This window comes from SAR202 cluster bacterium, assembly GCA_016872355.1.
Lineage (GTDB): Bacteria > Chloroflexota > Dehalococcoidia > Lucifugimonadales > VGZY01 > VGZY01.
In genome coordinates, this window is the sequence record VGZY01000022.1 from 1 (window position 1) to 15,246 (window position 15,246).

Here is a 15,246-nt window from a genome sequence, read left to right on the forward strand (position 1 = left end):
ACAGTGTGCTGTGCTTCCGATACCAGCGGACAGTGGCCGCGGATAACACGGTGAGCTTTGGTGGAGAGGACCTGCAGATCGAGCCTGACAGCGAGCGGAGCACATACGCCAGGGCGACCGTAGAGGTACAGGAGCGGCTGGACGGGCGCATCGTGGTCATGCACAAGGGGCGTGAGCTGGCCAGCACGGTTGCTCCCCTAAGACCCGCAGTCCTGCGAGCAAGGCGAAGAAAAGCTCAGGCGGGCAAGCGAGGAGATGGGCGTGCTGGAGACGGGTCCGTCTCCAGCACGCCCATCTCCTCGCCCAAGGATCGAAAGCCGGGTCCAGATCACCCTTGGAGATCGAGACTGATTCAACAAAAACCAGTCGTACTGACAAAATCACTGAGCAGTAAGACTGACAAAGTCATTGAGCATTGACATTTGTGGAATTCGACACTTGTGCAGAACAGGGCGTCTATTGAAGCGGCAATGGCGGCTGAAGCCATCGGGAACTTTCGTTCACATCTATTCGCACCACCCATTTCACCCATTCAAAGCCCCGCTTGCCGGGCGCAACAAGTCGCACAGGGAAGCCATGACCCGGGGATAAGGGCTCCCCGGAAACATGCGTTGCTAATAAGAAGTGGCGCGCCTCGTCAAGTGAAAAGCGGCGGTAGTACCCGGTGGCGGATGTGAACGTCACGCTGCGCGCTGAAGGCAGCGGCGAGGCGGCATCAAGGATCCGGCTTACCGGCATGCCCCGCCACTCTTGCGTTGAGTACCAGCCGCCCGTGCAATCGATCGTCGCCGTCAGCGTGACGTCCGGCGATATGTCTGCGTACCCCAGCGACCGTTCGTGTCTCACTGCGCCGGATACAGCCAACCTCCATCGGTCTGCGTCGATAGACGGCGTGCGGTCGTTGAGCCACGAAACAACAGGGAACTTTGACTCGCCGGGGTCGTCCTCGTAAGAGCCCGTGAAGCGTTTCCGTGTACCGGACCTGAGGAAGTTCACCGGGGCCTCGACCGCCTGCCACAACACGAAGCCAGCGATAGACCCGCTAGCGAATCGCAGGAAAGTCCGCCGATCCGCCCAGAAAGCAAGTGGGAAGCCGCGCGTGTACTTCAAGGCATGCCAGGCCATCAGGGGGACCAGCTGCGCTCCGACGTATGCGTGCCAGCTAAGGCCGCTGAAGCCGGCGAAGAAGAACGGTCCGGCGAGCGACCATGCCAAGCCGAGGGAGAGGGTAACCACCAGGATAGCCAGGAGGACGACCGACGCGCTGCGGGTGGAATTCGCCCGGGGCCGCCTGAGCGCCTGCAGGATGATAGCTGCCTTCCATGCGATGACAGCCATAAGGCTGTAACCCAGCACGCGGTGCGCCAGCATGAATTCAGCGAGGTCTGGCGTGCCGGTCATCAGGCCGAGCATGCCTGTCGTGAGCTCGGCGCACACGAGGACCAGCAATAGAGTATTTGCCCATGGGTAGCGCACAGCCGCTCCGTAGAGACCGAATGGAGGCGCCGGCTTGTCGGCACCTCCATTCTAAGGCCGTGCACGGTTGCGGGTCTAATTGATACGCTACCTCGCCGGAGGTTCACGCTTGACGAGGCCGACGGTATTGCCGTCCAGGTCCTTGAATGTGGCAAAGGTTACCATGCCCGGCACCACAGTTGTGGGCGTGATCGTCTTTCCACCCTTTTCGTTCACCTTTTTCAGGAAGGCATCCGTGTCATCAACTTCGATATACATCACGATGTCGTTAGACCCGTCCTGGCTTTCGCCTATGCCGCCGTCAATACCGGTTGCATCTCCAGGGCGCTTCGTTCCTATGAGCGTGTAGAAGTCCTGGACGGGCGTCATCTGCCATCCGAACACCTCGGCGTAGAACTTGCGGACCCGGTCCGGCCTGGGAGTCATTATTTCGAAGTGAACAACGGGGTTGGACATTGGTGGCGCCTTCCTGAATGTGCAGATGAGAGTGGAGTCGACGTGCGTCATGATATAGAACACGTGTTTGCAAGTCAACCATGCTGCAGAAACAAAAGGGGACACCGATCGGTGTCCCCCCGGAATCTCCACGAGCTCTCGCGCCTAGCCCGCCTTGGCCATCACTTCCACGAGCTCCTTGACGGCAACGGCGGACTTGTTGAGGGCCGCCTTCTCTTCGGCGGTCAGGTCAAACTGGATGATCTGCTCGATGCCCTTCGCGCCGAGCTTGCACGGCACACCGACGAAGAGGCCGTTGATGCCGTACTCACCCTCCAGGTACGCAGCGCATGGTAGTATCTGCTTCTTGTCGAAGAGAATGGACTCCACCATCTGCACAGCCGCCGCGGAAGGCGCGTAGTACGCGCTGCCGGTCTTGAGCAGGTTCACGATCTCTGCGCCGCCGCCCTGGGTGCGCTTTACGATTGCGTCCAGCTTCTCCTTCGACATGAGCTTGCTCACGGGCACGCCGCCCACGAACGTGCTCGCGACTACCGGCACCATCGTGTCACCGTGGCCGCCGAGCACCCACGCAGTGATATCGTTGACGGAGACCTTGAGCTCCATCGCCAGGAAGGCGCGGAAGCGGGCTGTATCCAGCACGCCGGCCATGCCGACGATCCGGTTCTTGGGGAACTTGCTGACCTGGAACGCGCGCTGGGCCATTGCATCCAGCGGGTTGGTGACAGGGACGATTATCGTGTTTGGGGAGCGCTTCACGACCTCCTGGACGACGCTCGTGACGATCTTCATGTTGGTCAGCAGCAGGTCGTCGCGGGACATTCCGGGCTTCCGGGCGATGCCGGAGGTGATAACGACGACATCCGACCCCGCCGTCTCGTCGTAGCCGTTGGTCCCTACGATCTTCGCGTCCGAGCCCGTGACCGGGCCTGCCTCCAGCATGTCGAGCGCCTTGCCCTGCGGAAGCCCCTCGACGATGTCGACGAGCACCACGTCCGCATAGCCCTTGTCGAAGATTCTCTGGGCGGTGGTGGCGCCGACGTTTCCGGCGCCGACGACTGTAACCTTCTTGCGCATGGGGTTCACTCCTGTGAAGTTTATTTCGTGACAACGCGGAGGACCCCAGGGACGGAGCACTCCGCGTCAAAATGGACGTCGGGAAGGGAGGTTCTGGGTTCTGGGTGCTAGGTTCTGGGTTCGATCCGAAACCAGCACCCATAACCTAGCACCCAGAACCCTTTAACTCCTACTTCGCGTTGGTGTAAGCTTCCCACCTGGTCAGCAGCTTCGAGTCGGCTACGGTGTCCATGATGTAGTCGCCGTACTGCTTGCTGGTGGCGCCGGTGCTGCGGCCGTTGGTGAGGACCTTCCGCTCGTACATGCCGCAGACGTCGATGGCGGCGTGGAGCTTCTTGGAAAGGTCCTTGTAGCCGATGTGCTCCAGCATCATGGCCCCTGCGCGGAGCAGGGAGCTGGGGTCGGCGTACTGGGCGCGGCCTTCCTTGATCATGCGCGGCGCGGAGCCGTGAATGGCCTCGAACATCGCGTACTTCTTGCCGATGTTCGCGCTGCCGGCCGTGCCGACGCCTCCCTGGATCTCAGCGGCCTCGTCGGTCAGGATGTCGCCGTAGAGGTTCGGCATCGCCAGCACCTGGAAGGAGCTGCGGCGCTGAACATCGAGCAGCTTGGCAGTCATGATGTCGATGTACCAACCGTCCCACTCGATGCCCTTGTAGCGCTCGGCAACCTTCCGGGCGATGTCCAGGAACTTGCCGTCGGTCGCCTTGATGATGTTGGCCTTGGTTACGATGGTCACCCTCGTCTTGCCGGTCTTCTTTGCATGGGCGAAGGCCGCTTCGATAATGCGCTCAGAGCCCTGGGAGGTGATAACGCGGAAGTCGATGGCCAGGTCCGGCGTCACATGGATGCCCTGGCTGCCGACGGCGTACAGGTCCTCGGTGTTCTCGCGGAAGAACGTCCAATCGATGTTCTCCTTGGGGATCCGGACCGGGCGGACGTTCGCGAAAAGGTCGAGCTGTTTGCGCATGCCGACGTTAGCGCTCTCGATGTTGGGCCAGCCGTCGCCCTTCTCTGGGGTATGGGTGGGGCCCTTCATTGTGACGTGGCAGTCCTTGATCGCCGCAAGGACGTCGTCCGGGATGGCCTTCATCTTCGCTGCGCGGTTCTCGATGGTGAGGCCGTCGATGACGCGCATTTCAACCTTGCCGGCCTTGACCTCGTCCTTGAGCAGGTGCTCCAGGACGCGCTTGGTCTCGTCGCTGATCGTCGGGCCGATGCCGTCTCCGCCGAGGAAGCCGATCTTGATCGGCTTTACCTTCGAGTAGTCTATCCAGTCACCCTCCTGCTTGAGCAGCTCAACGCGGGCGAGCTGCTGCTCCACGACCTTTCCAAAGTGATGTTTAGCCGCCTCTACAACGCTGGGATCTGGCAATTCGGGAGTCCTTTCTTCAGGCCGCGTCCGGTGCTGCAACAGCAGTCCCGGCACGCAGGCTCATATGATTTCAACGCAATTCGCTCAGGCCGTCTAACAGTTTATCGCACTTCGTCCAACAAAGGGAGTGGCGACTTGCAGCGGGGAGTGAATCACGGAGATACGATTGCGAGAATGTCGCCCCTGGAGACCTTGGTCCCCGGCTTGACCGGGAGCGCCTTTACGGTGCCGGCCCTGGGCGCCGGGAGGGAATTCTCCATTTTCATGGCTTCCAGGACGACGACCGTCTCGCCGGCGTTCACCTTCTGGCCCACAGTCACAGGGTACCTGAGCACGAGGCCCGGCATGGGAGCGATAACGGTGATGTCGTTCGGACCGGGCGCCGCCGACTGCGCGCCGTTCGCCTGGGCGGGCTCGGCTGCCGGCGTTGACGGCGGCGCTGCAACCGGCCCTGCGATCACCGGTCCGCCGACAGGGTCTACCTCGACCTGGAACAGGTCCGCGCCCACGTACACGTTGAACTTGCGCGAGCGAGTGCTCCTAGCATGGGCTTGGGACTGCCCCGATTTAGCCGATGAGGAATCGGCTTCATGCGGGGTCTTCGAGGGGCTGGTGGCTGGTGCTGATGCCGGAGAAGCCGGCTTTGCGGGCAGGGGCCCTTTCATGTCGTCAGGCATGGGCTCCAGGCCGTGCTTGATGCGAAGGAACTTCATGCCGGTCGTGGGATACAGCGCATAAGTCAGGACGTCGTCCAGGTCGGTCGATATTGGCTTGACCATCTCGATCGCCTTGGCAAGCTCCGGCTCCAGCAGGTCGGCCGGGCTCGTAGTAATCGGCTTCTGGCCGCGCTCGTAGCCTACGAGCGCCGTCTTGACGATCGCGGGATCGATCGGGCTCGGCGGCTGTCCATAGAGGCCGTAAACGTAGTCCTTGACCTGGCCGCTGACCATTTTATAGCGCCCGAACAGGACGTTGCTCACTGCCTGCGAGCCCACCATCTGGCTCATTGGGGTCACCAGCGGTGGGTAGCCCAGCTCTTTTCGGGTAATGGCGATGTCCTTCAGGACCTCCGGGAGCTTCTCGAGCGCGCCTGCCTCCTTTAGCTGGGAAGTCAGGTTGCTGGCCATTCCGCCGGGTATCTGGTGGCTGAGGACGCGGGCATCGATAACCGCGACCTTGTTAGCCTCAAAGTACTGTTTGTACTTAGGGAGGACGGTTTCGAGGTGGTCGCCGAGGTCCAGGAGCTTTTCGAGATCGAGCCCAGGGTCGCGCTCCTCGCCTTTCAGCGTCACCAGCAGCGGCTCGACGGCCGGCTGAGCGGTGCGGAGTGCTAGCGGCGCCAGCGCGGTATCCACCACGTCCACGCCTGCCTCTATCGCCTTGAGCACGGTCATTGAGGCCATGCCGCTGGTGTAGTGCGTGTGGAGATGAACGGGGACTTTGAGTACCTTCTTGAAGGCGGAGATGATCTGGTAAGCGTCGTACGGGGCCAGCAGGCCGGCCATGTCCTTCAAGCAGATGCTATCCGCGCCATACGAGGCGAAGAGCTTCGCCTTGCCGACAAAGTAGTCCAGGTTGTAGATCGGGCCGCCCATCCGGCCTTCTTCGGTGACCGAATAGCATATGGTCATCTGGAGGTGCTTGCCGGACTTTTTGACAGCCTTCGCGGCGGCCTCGAGGTTCCGAATGTCGTTCAGGGCGTCGAATACCCGGAACACGTCTATGCCGGCTTCCGCCGAACGCTGAACGAACGCCTCTACGACGTCATCGGCGTAGGCGCGGTATCCCACCAGTGACTGTCCGCGCAGCAGCATCTGCAGGGCCGTCTTCGGCATGAGCTTCTTGAACGTGCGCAGGCGTTCCCATGGGTCCTCGCCGAGGAACCGCGTCGTGGAATCGAACGTTGCGCCGCCCCAGACCTCAAGGGAGTGAAATCCGATGGAGTCCATCTGCGGTGCTATCGGGGTCATGTCGGCGGTGCGGAGCCGGGTGGCCAGCAGGCTCTGATGTCCGTCGCGGAAGGTGGTGTCGGTGATCTTGACTCGGTTCATGGGGTGCAGCTCACAGAATGGTGGGGTAGGTCATGCTCCGGGGGAGCGCCATGGGTCGGGACGTCCGGACCCGGCCGAGGAAGAATAAACGCCCCACCGGGCGGCTTTCCACTGCGAGACCGGAGCCGCCTCCGGCGGGATAGCCGAGGCGCGCAGGACGCGCCTCGGCGCGGATTCCTGGTCGATATACGCCTGCACCGCCGCCATTACGGCGGCGATGACCTTGTAGGACGGCGAATGGCCGCCTGGGCTCACAGCGGAATGCTCCCGTGCTTCTTCGGCGGGAGGACCTCCCGCTTGTTGTTCAGCATCTCCAGCGCCCGGACGATCTTCGGCCGCGTCTCCGCCGGGTCGATTACATCATCTATCAGGCCTTTGCCCGCGGCCACGTACGGGTTCATGAGCCGCTTGCGGTAGTCCTTTTCCAGGGCGGAGCGCGTCTCAGCGGGGTTAGCGGAGTCGCCGATTTCCTTCTTGTGGATAATGTTAACCGCGCCGTCCGCGCCCATGACGGCTATTTCGCCGGTAGGCCAGGCGAAGTTGATATCGCCTCGGAGGTTCTTGCTGCTCATTACGATATACGCGCCGCCGTAGGCCTTGCGCGTGAGCACGCATATCTTGGGCACGGTGGCCTCTGCGTACGCGTAGATGAGCTTCGCGCCGTGGCGAATGATGCCGCCGAACTCCTGCGCCGTTCCGGGCATAAAACCCGGTGTATCCACGAACGTGACCAGCGGTATGTTAAAAGCGTCGCAGAAGCGGACGAACCGGGCAGCCTTTACGGAGGCGTTAATGTCCAGCACGCCGGCGAGGGCCTCAGGCTGCTGGGCGACGATACCGACCGGCTTTCCGGCGAAGCGTGCGAAGCCTACGATGATATTTCGAGCGTAAGTCTGGTGGACCTCAAGAAAGTCCCGATCGTCGATTACCTGGAGGATAATGTCCAGCATGTTGTACGGCTGGTTGGGATTATCCGGGATGACGTGCAAGAGGCCCTTGTCCTTGCGCATGGGATCGTCGCCCGATGCCTTGCGAGGGGGATCTTCCATGTTATTCTGCGGCAGGAAGCTCAGGAGGCGCTGCACGGTCGCGATGCACTCCTCCTCGGACTCAATCGCAAATTGGGCAACGCCGCTCTTGACTGCGTGGGCCATTGCGCCGCCGAGCTCTTCGTGCGTTACGGTCTCGCCCGTGACGGCCTTGATGACTTCTGGGCCTGTGATGTAAAGCTGACCTTTCCCCTTCGCCATGAGAACGAAATCAGTCAGGGCGGGGGAGTAGCACGCGCCGCCGGCCGCGGGTCCAAGCACAACCGATATCTGCGGGACAACGCCCGAGGCGCGCACGTTGCGCAGGAATATGGAGCTATAGCCGGAGAGGCTGCCGATACCCTCCTGGATGCGCGCGCCGCCTGAGTCGATGAGGCCCACCACGGGGGCGCCGCTGTTCATCGCAAGGTCCATAACCTTGCATATCTTTCCGGCCGCGACCTCTGAAAGCGAGCCGCCGAGCACCGTGAAGTCCTGTGCATACACAAAGGTCATGCGGCCGTTGATCTTGCCGTAGCCCGTGACAACGGAGTCGCCTGCGTACTTCTGCTTGTCCAGGCCGAACTCGGTGGACTGGTGCTGCACGAATGGGTCAAGCTCTTCAAACGAGCCCTCATCAAGCAGGAGCGCAATGCGCTCGCGCGCGGTCATCTTTCCGCGCTGGTGCTGGGCGTCTATCCTGGCCTGACCGCCGCCCAGCCTGGCCTGTTCCTTGCGCTTGACAAGGTCTTCGTGCTTGTCGTCGACTTTACGACGCAATACCATAATTGATGAAGTCCTGAGCGACGTGAAATAATCACCCCCAAAGGTACCAGATTCCCAAATGGCTAGCAAGGCGAGGCAGACGGTGCGCGGCACAATGAAGGTCGGCAACAGCACATTCGTATGGGGTTCACGCACGTACGTGATGGGCATCCTGAATGTGACCCCGGATTCTTTCTCAGGGGACGGGACCGGCGCCGACGTTCAGGCTGCCGTCCGGCAGGCAGTCACGTTCCAGGAGCAGGGAGCGGACATTATCGACGTGGGGGGCGAGTCTACGCGGCCGCCGGCGGTCTACGCCGGCGCGAGGCCTGTGACTGCTGACGAGGAGCTCGCGCGCGTGCTGCCGGTGATCAAGGCCCTCAAGAGCGCGGTCACGCTGCCCATAAGCATAGACACGTACAAGGCCGCCGTGGCGCGAGCGGCTGTCGATGCTGGCGCTTCGCTAATCAACGACGTCTGGGGCCTCCGGCGGGACCCGGGCATGGCCCGCGTTGCCGCGGAGCTCCACGTGCCCGCAGTCCTCATGCACAACCAGGATGGGACGAGCTACCGTGACCTCGTGCCGGACATAATTGCCAGGCTCGGGGAGCTTGCGGCCGAAGCCGAGCGCGCCGGCATCGCGCCAGACAGGATTATCGTCGATCCGGGCTTTGGCTTCGGCAAGAACACCGGCCAGAACCTGGAGATGCTCAGGAGGCTGGGAGAGCTGCGCGCCCTGGGGAAGCCGCTTCTGGTCGGCATGTCCCGCAAGTCCACGATCGGCCAGGTGCTGGACCTCCCGGTCCACGAGCGCGTGGAGGGCACCGCCGCGACGGTGGCGCTATCCATTGCCGCGGGAGCGGACATCGTTCGAGTGCACGATGTGAAGGAAATGGTGCGGGTGGCGCGCATGACGGATGCCGTGGCGCGCGGCTGGAGGCCTGCTCATGCTAACTGACGCGTACCTGGGGCTGGGCTCCAACCTGGGGGACCGCCGCGCAAACATCCTCGAAGGCCTTGAGCGGCTGCGGGAGCGGTTCGGGGATGTGAAGGCGTCGTCGATTTACGAGACCGATCCGGTGGGGTTTGCGGGACAGCCGCCGTTCATGAACGCAGCGTGCAGACTGTGGACGGACCTTGATGCTTTCTCGCTGCTGTCCGAGATACAGAAAATGCAAGTTGTGTGGGGCAAGCGGCGGGCCTTCGTGAACGGGCCGCGAACGCTGGACATCGATATCCTCGTCTTCGGCCGCGCCGTCTTCTCAACCCCTAATCTCACCGTGCCTCACCCGCGGATGGCCCAGCGTCAATTCGTCCTGCTACCGCTATCCGAGATCGCCCCGGGGCTTGTCCACCCGGTGCTGGGGGTAACGGTAAGAGACCTACTCGATTCGTTGTAGCCCGCCCCGATGCATCGGGGCCTGTCATGCTCGCCTGGATCGCCTGTCGATGACGCGGGCGCGATGAATCGCGCGGCTACAGGGATAGGAGCCGCCCCGAGGTCCCATGCGGTGGTCATCACCAATAAATCGTTCAATCCCTGAGGTTCGGCGGGAGCAGGTTGGGAATCGTGTCCTTGATGGGGTAAGCCTCTTTGCAGGACTGGCATGTCAGCGTGCCTTCCACAACCTCGCCGTCTTCCTCCGTTGTTACCTGCAACTTCAGCGTGCCCCGGCAAACGGGGCAGGCGAGTATCTTAACCAGTTCGGGCTTCATGCGGGCTCCTGCTAGGGGCGGAGTGCTATTTCGTAGAGGACTTTCATCATATCAGACAGGAAGAAGACGATGAGACCCAGAATGACCAGGGTGTTGTAGCCGGAGACAGCCTGCAAGGCCTTCTGGAGCGCATTGGGCGGCCTTGCAGGCTTGGCGAGATATGGCTCCAGCAGCTTCGTCTGGCGCCGCTGGTCGCGCACAAGAAGGAACATCCATATCGTGAGGACGGACTTGACTCCAAGTGTGGCGGCATAGGGAGCGCCCACGACGTTTGCCGTCAGCCGGTCCGCCGCCAGGATTACACCAGTAGCGACAAGCACGACGATGGCCGTGATCACCAGGGCCCGAAACTCTACGGCGTAGCCCTGGCTCAGCCCCTTCGGCAGGTCCGGGAAGCGCCTTGAGACCGGCCTCAGAACAAGGAAATAAAACAGGCTACCCCCGACCCAGAGAGTAGCCGAAACGAGGTGCATCCACCTCACAATTAACATGAACATGTCGCCGATGCTCATCGGCATATTCTATCGTTATTGGAGCAGTTGCGCGACAAGCTCCTCCAGCTTCTCCTCGGTCAGCGCGCCGGCCCACGTCCGGACGATCTTGTGGTCCCTGTCCAGGAACACCGTGGTCGGGAAGGTGACGACGTTGTAGCTTCGGACGATCTCCCCCTTCGCGTCCGGTCCGACAGAGTACTGCAGGTCCAGGTCGTCCACGAACTTCTGGCCGTCCGCCACCGAGTCCAGTCCCACGAGCTGCACGCCGATGAACTCAACGCCATCGTCCCTGTGCTTTTCGTACGTTCTCTTGAAGTGCGGCATCTCCAGGGCGCAGGGGGGGCAGGAAGGGTACCAGAAGTTGACGACAACGGGCTTCCCCGCGAAGCTCGCGAGGGAAACCTGCTGGCCTGCCTGGTAGTTCTCGTTGGCGAACGCGGCTATCGTGAGCTCAGGCGCGGCCTTTGCGGCGGCCAGCGTACCGGTCGCATCAGGACCGGTCGCAGTATCGTTGTTGCACGCTATGGCGCCGAGCGCGGCGGCGGCCAGGCACAGGACCCTTAGATACCAAAAGTGCTTCACAGTTCGCCTCAATTGTCGTCTTTCGTTTAGCAAGAAACTTACTGGCGGACTACCCCTCCGGCGCAGTGTCACCCATCAGCCTCTCGGCGTGCTGCATCAGGGCTTTGCGCCGGTCTTCTGCGATGTTCCGACTCTTCAGGTACAGGTCAAGAGCGTCATGCGGGTCTATCGCCTTCTGGTTAGCTGCTCCAAGGCGCGTTCGCGCCTGCTCTTTAGATTCCTTCGAAATCGCGGCGATGTAGTGTGCACCCGACAGCGCCGCTCGTATCTCCGGTTCCTTGATGTGCCCTTCAAGCTCGGCGGGCGTCTTGATGAGCACGCGCACAACTGTCCCTGATACGTCTTGCTTCCGGATGGCCTTGAGGACCAGCTCCATCGGGTCGGAAGCGCCCGCTGGGATGTCCACCGCGATCGTCAGGAACCGCCGTGCGTCCACCTCTTGGAACCGGAAGTCAGCGAGCCTGCGGCCGGACGGTCTGGACGGATCAATGTCGACAACGCAAAAGCCCTTTGGGTCCTTTTCCTCGCCGAAGTCTACGCGCTGAAGGCTGCCGGAATACACAACCATCGGGTCTGTGTTCAGGACCTGGTGGCGGTGTATGTGGCCGAGCGCAACATAGTCCAGCATCGGAAGGGCAACGGCGCTCTTTAGAAGCACATGGTCGCGCCCGAGCATCATTGACTGTTCCGAGCCCGTAGTCGCCTCGCTTACAGAGACGTGCCCGGCGAAGATGGCCGGTATGGACGGGTCCAGCGCCTCGGCCTTTAGGCGGACCGCGTTGGTCAACGACTCCTCAATGGCCTTGTTGACCTCCTCGGGGCTCAGCCCCTGGGTGTCCTCCCTACTTAGAAACGCCCCGCGCCGTATCCAGGGTAGCGAAATTACCTGCAGCGGCCCGGAGGCTGTCTTGACCACGTGCGTGGCGAAAGTGTCGCCGGTGTAGATTCCGGGCACATCGAGGGTCCGGAATATTTCCAGCGATGTGGCGCGGTTGACGATGTGGGGCATATCGTGGTTGCCGACGACGAGAAACACCGGCACGCCCGCCGCGGCCAGCCTGGCGATGCGCTTCGCGAACTCGCGCTGGTGCGTCTGGTTAGGGTCGCGGCTCTTGTATGCGTCGCCGCAGAAGACGACCAGGTCGACACGGTTTTCTAAGGCGTGTTCAACGACTTCATCGAAGGTGCGCAGGAAGTCGAGCAGCCGGGTGGACAGGCCGGTAGCGGCGTCCGGCCTGCCGTAGTTCTCCACACCGATATGTACGTCGCTGAAGTGGAGGAGTCGCATCTAAAGGTTAGTGGCGCCGGGATGCTGCAAATCAGACAGCCTCCGACAGTCGCTCGCTGAACTTGTACAACGGGGCCACTTGCTTGGCATCACCTTCGAGCAACTCTTCTATTCGCTTGACAGTCTTGGCTGATAGGAGCGTGTCGCCGCATCTGTCACAGACCAGGGCGGGCACATCATCAATCATGACCCTCTGATCACCCCGCCGACGGTTCAACGATATCGTCTTCGCCCGGTAGTTTCCCTTACACAAATCGCATCTCATTATGATGTCCTCCTCCCCCTTTGCGTGGGGGAAATCCAGTACGGTGGTACAGGAATGTAGACTGTAATTATCCGCAATGGAGACTTGGTTGTCGTAACAACCACATGCAGGTTTCTGCCCGCAGTAGTGACTCCATAGAGCAGGCAACATGCCCCTCGAATATGATCAGGATAGTCTTCAAGGACTGAACCTGTCATCAGTACTTCGATGACTTCGTCGACCGAAATAGCCTCCTCGTTAGCCTCGTCCGCAGCGTGCTGAGTCAAGAAGACTTCACCACGAGAAGCCAGTTGCCTGATCAATTCTGACATGTAGCCACCTGCAACGGGCCAAATAGACCCCGGTCTGCCGGAACTATCCCCCCAGCCGCTTCTTGAGCTCACCAACCAGGTCGTCTGTCTTCACACGCACCTGCTGCATGGAGTCGCGCTCGCGGATTGTGACCGACTTGTCTTCAAGCGAGTCGAAGTCCACCGTTACGCACAGTGGCGTTCCGATCTCGTCCTGGCGACGGTAGCGGCGGCCGATGCTCTGGGAGTCGTCGAACTGCACCATGCCGTTTATGCCGGAGCGGCGCACTATGTTGAAGACATCGCTCGATAGCGGGGCCAGCTTTTCGTTGCGGCTGAGCGGCAGCACGGCAACCTTGACGGGCGCCAGGGCAGGGTGGAGCCTGAGAACGATGCGAGTCTCGGACTTGCCGCCGCCCGCCGGCATCTCTTCCTCGTTGTAGGCGTCGAGGAGAAATACCATGAGCGCGCGCTCCACGCCCATCGACGGCTCTATCACGTACGGAGTGATGTGCTCCTTTGTCTCCTCGTCGAAGTAAGTCATCGTCTGCCCGGTGGCGTTGGAGTGGGCCTTCAAGTCGAAGTCCGTCCGGCTCGCCACGCCCGAAAGCTCGCCCCAACCCCATGGGAACATGTACTCAATATCGGAAGTACCCGTGGAGTAGTGAGACAGCTCTTCGGGGTCATGCGGCCTGATGCGTAGATTCTCCCGCTTGACTCCCAGGTTGCAGTACCAGTTAAGGCAATCCTCAACCCATTCCAGGTAGGCTGACTCCCCTTGCTGCGGCTTGACGAAGTACTCGATCTCCATCTGCTCGAACTCGCGGGTGCGGAAAATGAAATTTCCCGTCGTGATTTCGTTGCGAAAGGCCTTGCCGACCTGCGCTATGCCGAACGGAAGTTTCTTCCGGGTGGCAGTGAGCACGTTGTTGAAGTTCACGAAGATGCCCTGTGCCGTTTCGGGACGGAGGAACACCTTCTTGTCCTCGGCCTTAACTGGCCCGAGATATGTGTCGAACATCAGGTTGAACAGTCGCGGCTCAGTGAGGTTGCCGGCCTTCGCCCCGCACTGTGGACACGGGACCTGAGCAATGGGGAAATCGGCAGCCGTGCCGGTCTCCTCGTATTTGCCGAATTTCTGGCCCGCGGCCTTCGCAACTGCATCGGCCCGCTCCCTGAGCTCCTTGCTCTCCGTGATCGCCATTGCCCCGTTGTAGGAAACGAGGCCAAGCTCCTGGCCTTCCGAAGACACAACCTTAATGACTTTGATGTGGTCCGGCCGGATACGCGCGTTGCAGGACTTGCACTCCGTCAACGGGTCGTTGAAGTTGGCCACATGCCCGCTCGTCACCCATACCTGCGGGTGCATAAGGATCGCCGCGTCCAGGCCCACCATGTCGTCGCGCTCCCAGACGTTCTTGCGCCACCACAGGTCCTTGATGTTGCGCTTGAGCTCCACGCCCAGGGGACCGTAGTCCCACGTGCTGGCAAGGCCGCCGTAAATCTCGCTGCTCTGGAAGATAAACCCCCTGCGCTTGCAGAGCGACATCAGGCTGCTCAGGTCGATGGACGGCTTGGTCTGGGTCATTGGGTCCTCGCTCAGTCAAGAGGTAGTTGAGGTTAATGTAGCCCGCGCGATTTATCGCGCCTGTACGCAACGCGGGCCCCGATAGGATCGGGGCGGGCTACACGAAATTGCAATCCAAACGATCTTATCAGGTTGCTGTTACGGGACCTTGCCCTGGAACTCGGCCAGCTTGGACTCAAGCCGCTGCTGGCGGAGGGCCATCGTGAGGTCGCCGCGCGTGCGCTCAAGGATGCCGCGCGTCTGGTCCGTCGTGCGGCGGAGCCCGTTCGTGACGCCCTCAGGGAAGTCCATTGAGACCAGGATGGTGTATATCTCGTCCATTGTGTCCAGGAGCTCTTCGCAACGGGAGAAGTCGTCCTTGCGCAAGGAATCCAGGATGAACCTGCGGAGCTCGCCCGCCGCCTCTGCCAGGCCATTCAGGTACGGCCCGGCCTCCACGCCAATGTCCTCCGGCGAGGGCAGCTCGCTGCCCTCGGCGAATGCGAGCGTTGCCCGGGCCTCGGCGTACTCCTTGAGAGCATCCTCGACGAATCCGGCGTAGAAGACTCGAGGCAGGGGGTCAACCTTCGCATGCACCTCGGCCGCGATATTCCCCACCTCGGCCAGCATCGCCCGTGCCTGGGCGAATTCGCCGCGGTGAGTGGCCCGGATAGAGTTGGCCGAATTGCGAATGATCTCTCGCGAGAGCTTGAGCGCAACCTCTCGGGCCTCGTGTGTGGCGAGAAAGCTTGCCCGGGACGTGTCTGCGATTGCGGTGAGGCGGTCCTTCAATTCCGTCATGGTTTTCTTCCTGCC

17 protein-coding genes are annotated in these 15,246 nt (G+C 61.4%); 2 read left to right on the forward strand and 15 right to left on the reverse strand.

The window, feature by feature from the left end; all coding sequences use genetic code 11:
- Positions 1-456: 456 nt before the first annotated feature.
- The 7 genes from FJ319_06595 to FJ319_06625 form a co-directional block, all read right to left on the reverse strand.
- Positions 457-1,476, reverse strand: a complete 1,020-nt coding sequence (locus FJ319_06595; protein ID MBM3933955.1) for a sulfite oxidase — start codon at positions 1,474-1,476, stop codon at positions 457-459.
- An 87-nt stretch (positions 1,477-1,563) separates the two neighbouring features.
- Positions 1,564-1,983 (reverse strand): VOC family protein, encoded by a 420-nt coding sequence (locus FJ319_06600; protein ID MBM3933956.1) that lies wholly within the window; start codon positions 1,981-1,983, stop codon positions 1,564-1,566.
- Between the two features lie 93 nt (positions 1,984-2,076).
- Entirely contained in the window at positions 2,077-3,009 is a 933-nt protein-coding gene (mdh, locus tag FJ319_06605) for a malate dehydrogenase (GenBank protein ID MBM3933957.1), read from the reverse strand.
- Positions 3,010-3,178: 169 nt separating this feature from the next.
- Complete coding sequence (locus FJ319_06610; GenBank protein ID MBM3933958.1) at positions 3,179-4,384, reverse strand: isocitrate/isopropylmalate dehydrogenase family protein; 1,206 nt, start codon at positions 4,382-4,384, stop codon at positions 3,179-3,181.
- Positions 4,385-4,536: 152 nt separating this feature from the next.
- Positions 4,537-6,435: a pyruvate carboxylase subunit B gene (locus FJ319_06615; GenBank protein MBM3933959.1), complete on the reverse strand. Its 1,899-nt coding sequence runs from the start codon at positions 6,433-6,435 to the stop codon at positions 4,537-4,539.
- A gap of 30 nt (positions 6,436-6,465) precedes the next feature.
- Complete coding sequence (locus FJ319_06620) at positions 6,466-6,690, reverse strand: hypothetical protein (protein MBM3933960.1); 225 nt, start codon at positions 6,688-6,690, stop codon at positions 6,466-6,468.
- On the reverse strand, positions 6,687-8,249 hold the full coding sequence (locus FJ319_06625; GenBank protein ID MBM3933961.1) for a methylmalonyl-CoA carboxyltransferase: 1,563 nt from the start codon (positions 8,247-8,249) through the stop codon (positions 6,687-6,689). Before FJ319_06625 ends, FJ319_06620 begins: the two co-directional genes overlap by 4 nt.
- A 58-nt stretch (positions 8,250-8,307) precedes the next feature.
- Here FJ319_06625 and folP point away from each other — a divergent pair, with 58 nt between their 5' ends.
- Both folP and folK read left to right on the forward strand, forming a co-directional pair.
- Positions 8,308-9,186, forward strand: a complete 879-nt coding sequence (folP, locus tag FJ319_06630; protein ID MBM3933962.1) for a dihydropteroate synthase — start codon at positions 8,308-8,310, stop codon at positions 9,184-9,186.
- Positions 9,176-9,628 carry a 2-amino-4-hydroxy-6-hydroxymethyldihydropteridine diphosphokinase gene (gene folK, locus FJ319_06635; protein ID MBM3933963.1) on the forward strand — a complete coding sequence of 151 codons (453 nt, stop codon included), beginning with the start codon at positions 9,176-9,178 and terminating at the stop codon, positions 9,626-9,628. Before folP ends, folK begins: the two co-directional genes overlap by 11 nt.
- A 133-nt stretch (positions 9,629-9,761) precedes the next feature.
- On the opposite strand, the gene FJ319_06640 is transcribed toward folK, so the two are convergent.
- The 8 genes from FJ319_06640 to FJ319_06675 form a co-directional block, all read right to left on the reverse strand.
- Positions 9,762-9,944 carry a Trm112 family protein gene (locus FJ319_06640; GenBank protein ID MBM3933964.1) on the reverse strand — a complete coding sequence of 61 codons (183 nt, stop codon included), beginning with the start codon at positions 9,942-9,944 and terminating at the stop codon, positions 9,762-9,764.
- Positions 9,945-9,955: 11 nt separating this feature from the next.
- On the reverse strand, positions 9,956-10,462 hold the full coding sequence (locus FJ319_06645; GenBank protein ID MBM3933965.1) for a hypothetical protein: 507 nt from the start codon (positions 10,460-10,462) through the stop codon (positions 9,956-9,958).
- 9 nt (positions 10,463-10,471) lie between these two features.
- Positions 10,472-11,092, reverse strand: coding sequence for a TlpA family protein disulfide reductase (locus tag FJ319_06650; protein ID MBM3933966.1), 621 nt, complete (start codon positions 11,090-11,092; stop codon positions 10,472-10,474).
- Complete coding sequence (locus FJ319_06655; protein ID MBM3933967.1) at positions 11,070-12,308, reverse strand: exonuclease SbcCD subunit D; 1,239 nt, start codon at positions 12,306-12,308, stop codon at positions 11,070-11,072. Before FJ319_06655 ends, FJ319_06650 begins: the two co-directional genes overlap by 23 nt.
- Before the next feature lie 31 nt (positions 12,309-12,339).
- Positions 12,340-12,723: a type II toxin-antitoxin system MqsA family antitoxin gene (locus FJ319_06660; GenBank protein ID MBM3933968.1), complete on the reverse strand. Its 384-nt coding sequence runs from the start codon at positions 12,721-12,723 to the stop codon at positions 12,340-12,342.
- Positions 12,573-12,959: a DUF4258 domain-containing protein gene (locus tag FJ319_06665; protein MBM3933969.1), complete on the reverse strand. Its 387-nt coding sequence runs from the start codon at positions 12,957-12,959 to the stop codon at positions 12,573-12,575. Before FJ319_06665 ends, FJ319_06660 begins: the two co-directional genes overlap by 151 nt.
- Positions 12,928-14,451, reverse strand: a complete 1,524-nt coding sequence (locus FJ319_06670) for a glycine--tRNA ligase (GenBank protein MBM3933970.1) — start codon at positions 14,449-14,451, stop codon at positions 12,928-12,930. The genes FJ319_06665 and FJ319_06670 overlap by 32 nt, the downstream gene beginning before the upstream one ends.
- Positions 14,452-14,589: 138 nt before the next feature.
- Positions 14,590-15,231 carry a haloacid dehalogenase gene (locus tag FJ319_06675; GenBank protein ID MBM3933971.1) on the reverse strand — a complete coding sequence of 214 codons (642 nt, stop codon included), beginning with the start codon at positions 15,229-15,231 and terminating at the stop codon, positions 14,590-14,592.
- Positions 15,232-15,246: the final 15 nt, after the last annotated feature.

Coding starts and splice junctions, on each gene's coding strand:
- FJ319_06625 (MBM3933961.1), bottom strand. CDS start 8,249: ATGGTATTGCGTCGTAAAGTCGACGACAAGCACGAAGACCTTGTCAAG.
- FJ319_06615 (MBM3933959.1), bottom strand. CDS start 6,435: ATGAACCGAGTCAAGATCACCGACACCACCTTCCGCGACGGACATCAG.
- FJ319_06655 (MBM3933967.1), bottom strand. CDS start 12,308: ATGCGACTCCTCCACTTCAGCGACGTACATATCGGTGTGGAGAACTAC.
- folP (MBM3933962.1), top strand. CDS start 8,308: ATGGCTAGCAAGGCGAGGCAGACGGTGCGCGGCACAATGAAGGTCGGC.
- mdh (MBM3933957.1), bottom strand. CDS start 3,009: ATGCGCAAGAAGGTTACAGTCGTCGGCGCCGGAAACGTCGGCGCCACC.
- FJ319_06660 (MBM3933968.1), bottom strand. CDS start 12,723: ATGTTGCCTGCTCTATGGAGTCACTACTGCGGGCAGAAACCTGCATGT.
- FJ319_06670 (MBM3933970.1), bottom strand. CDS start 14,451: ATGACCCAGACCAAGCCGTCCATCGACCTGAGCAGCCTGATGTCGCTC.
- folK (MBM3933963.1), top strand. CDS start 9,176: ATGCTAACTGACGCGTACCTGGGGCTGGGCTCCAACCTGGGGGACCGC.
- FJ319_06640 (MBM3933964.1), bottom strand. CDS start 9,944: ATGAAGCCCGAACTGGTTAAGATACTCGCCTGCCCCGTTTGCCGGGGC.
- FJ319_06645 (MBM3933965.1), bottom strand. CDS start 10,462: ATGCCGATGAGCATCGGCGACATGTTCATGTTAATTGTGAGGTGGATG.
- FJ319_06600 (MBM3933956.1), bottom strand. CDS start 1,983: ATGACGCACGTCGACTCCACTCTCATCTGCACATTCAGGAAGGCGCCA.
- FJ319_06675 (MBM3933971.1), bottom strand. CDS start 15,231: ATGACGGAATTGAAGGACCGCCTCACCGCAATCGCAGACACGTCCCGG.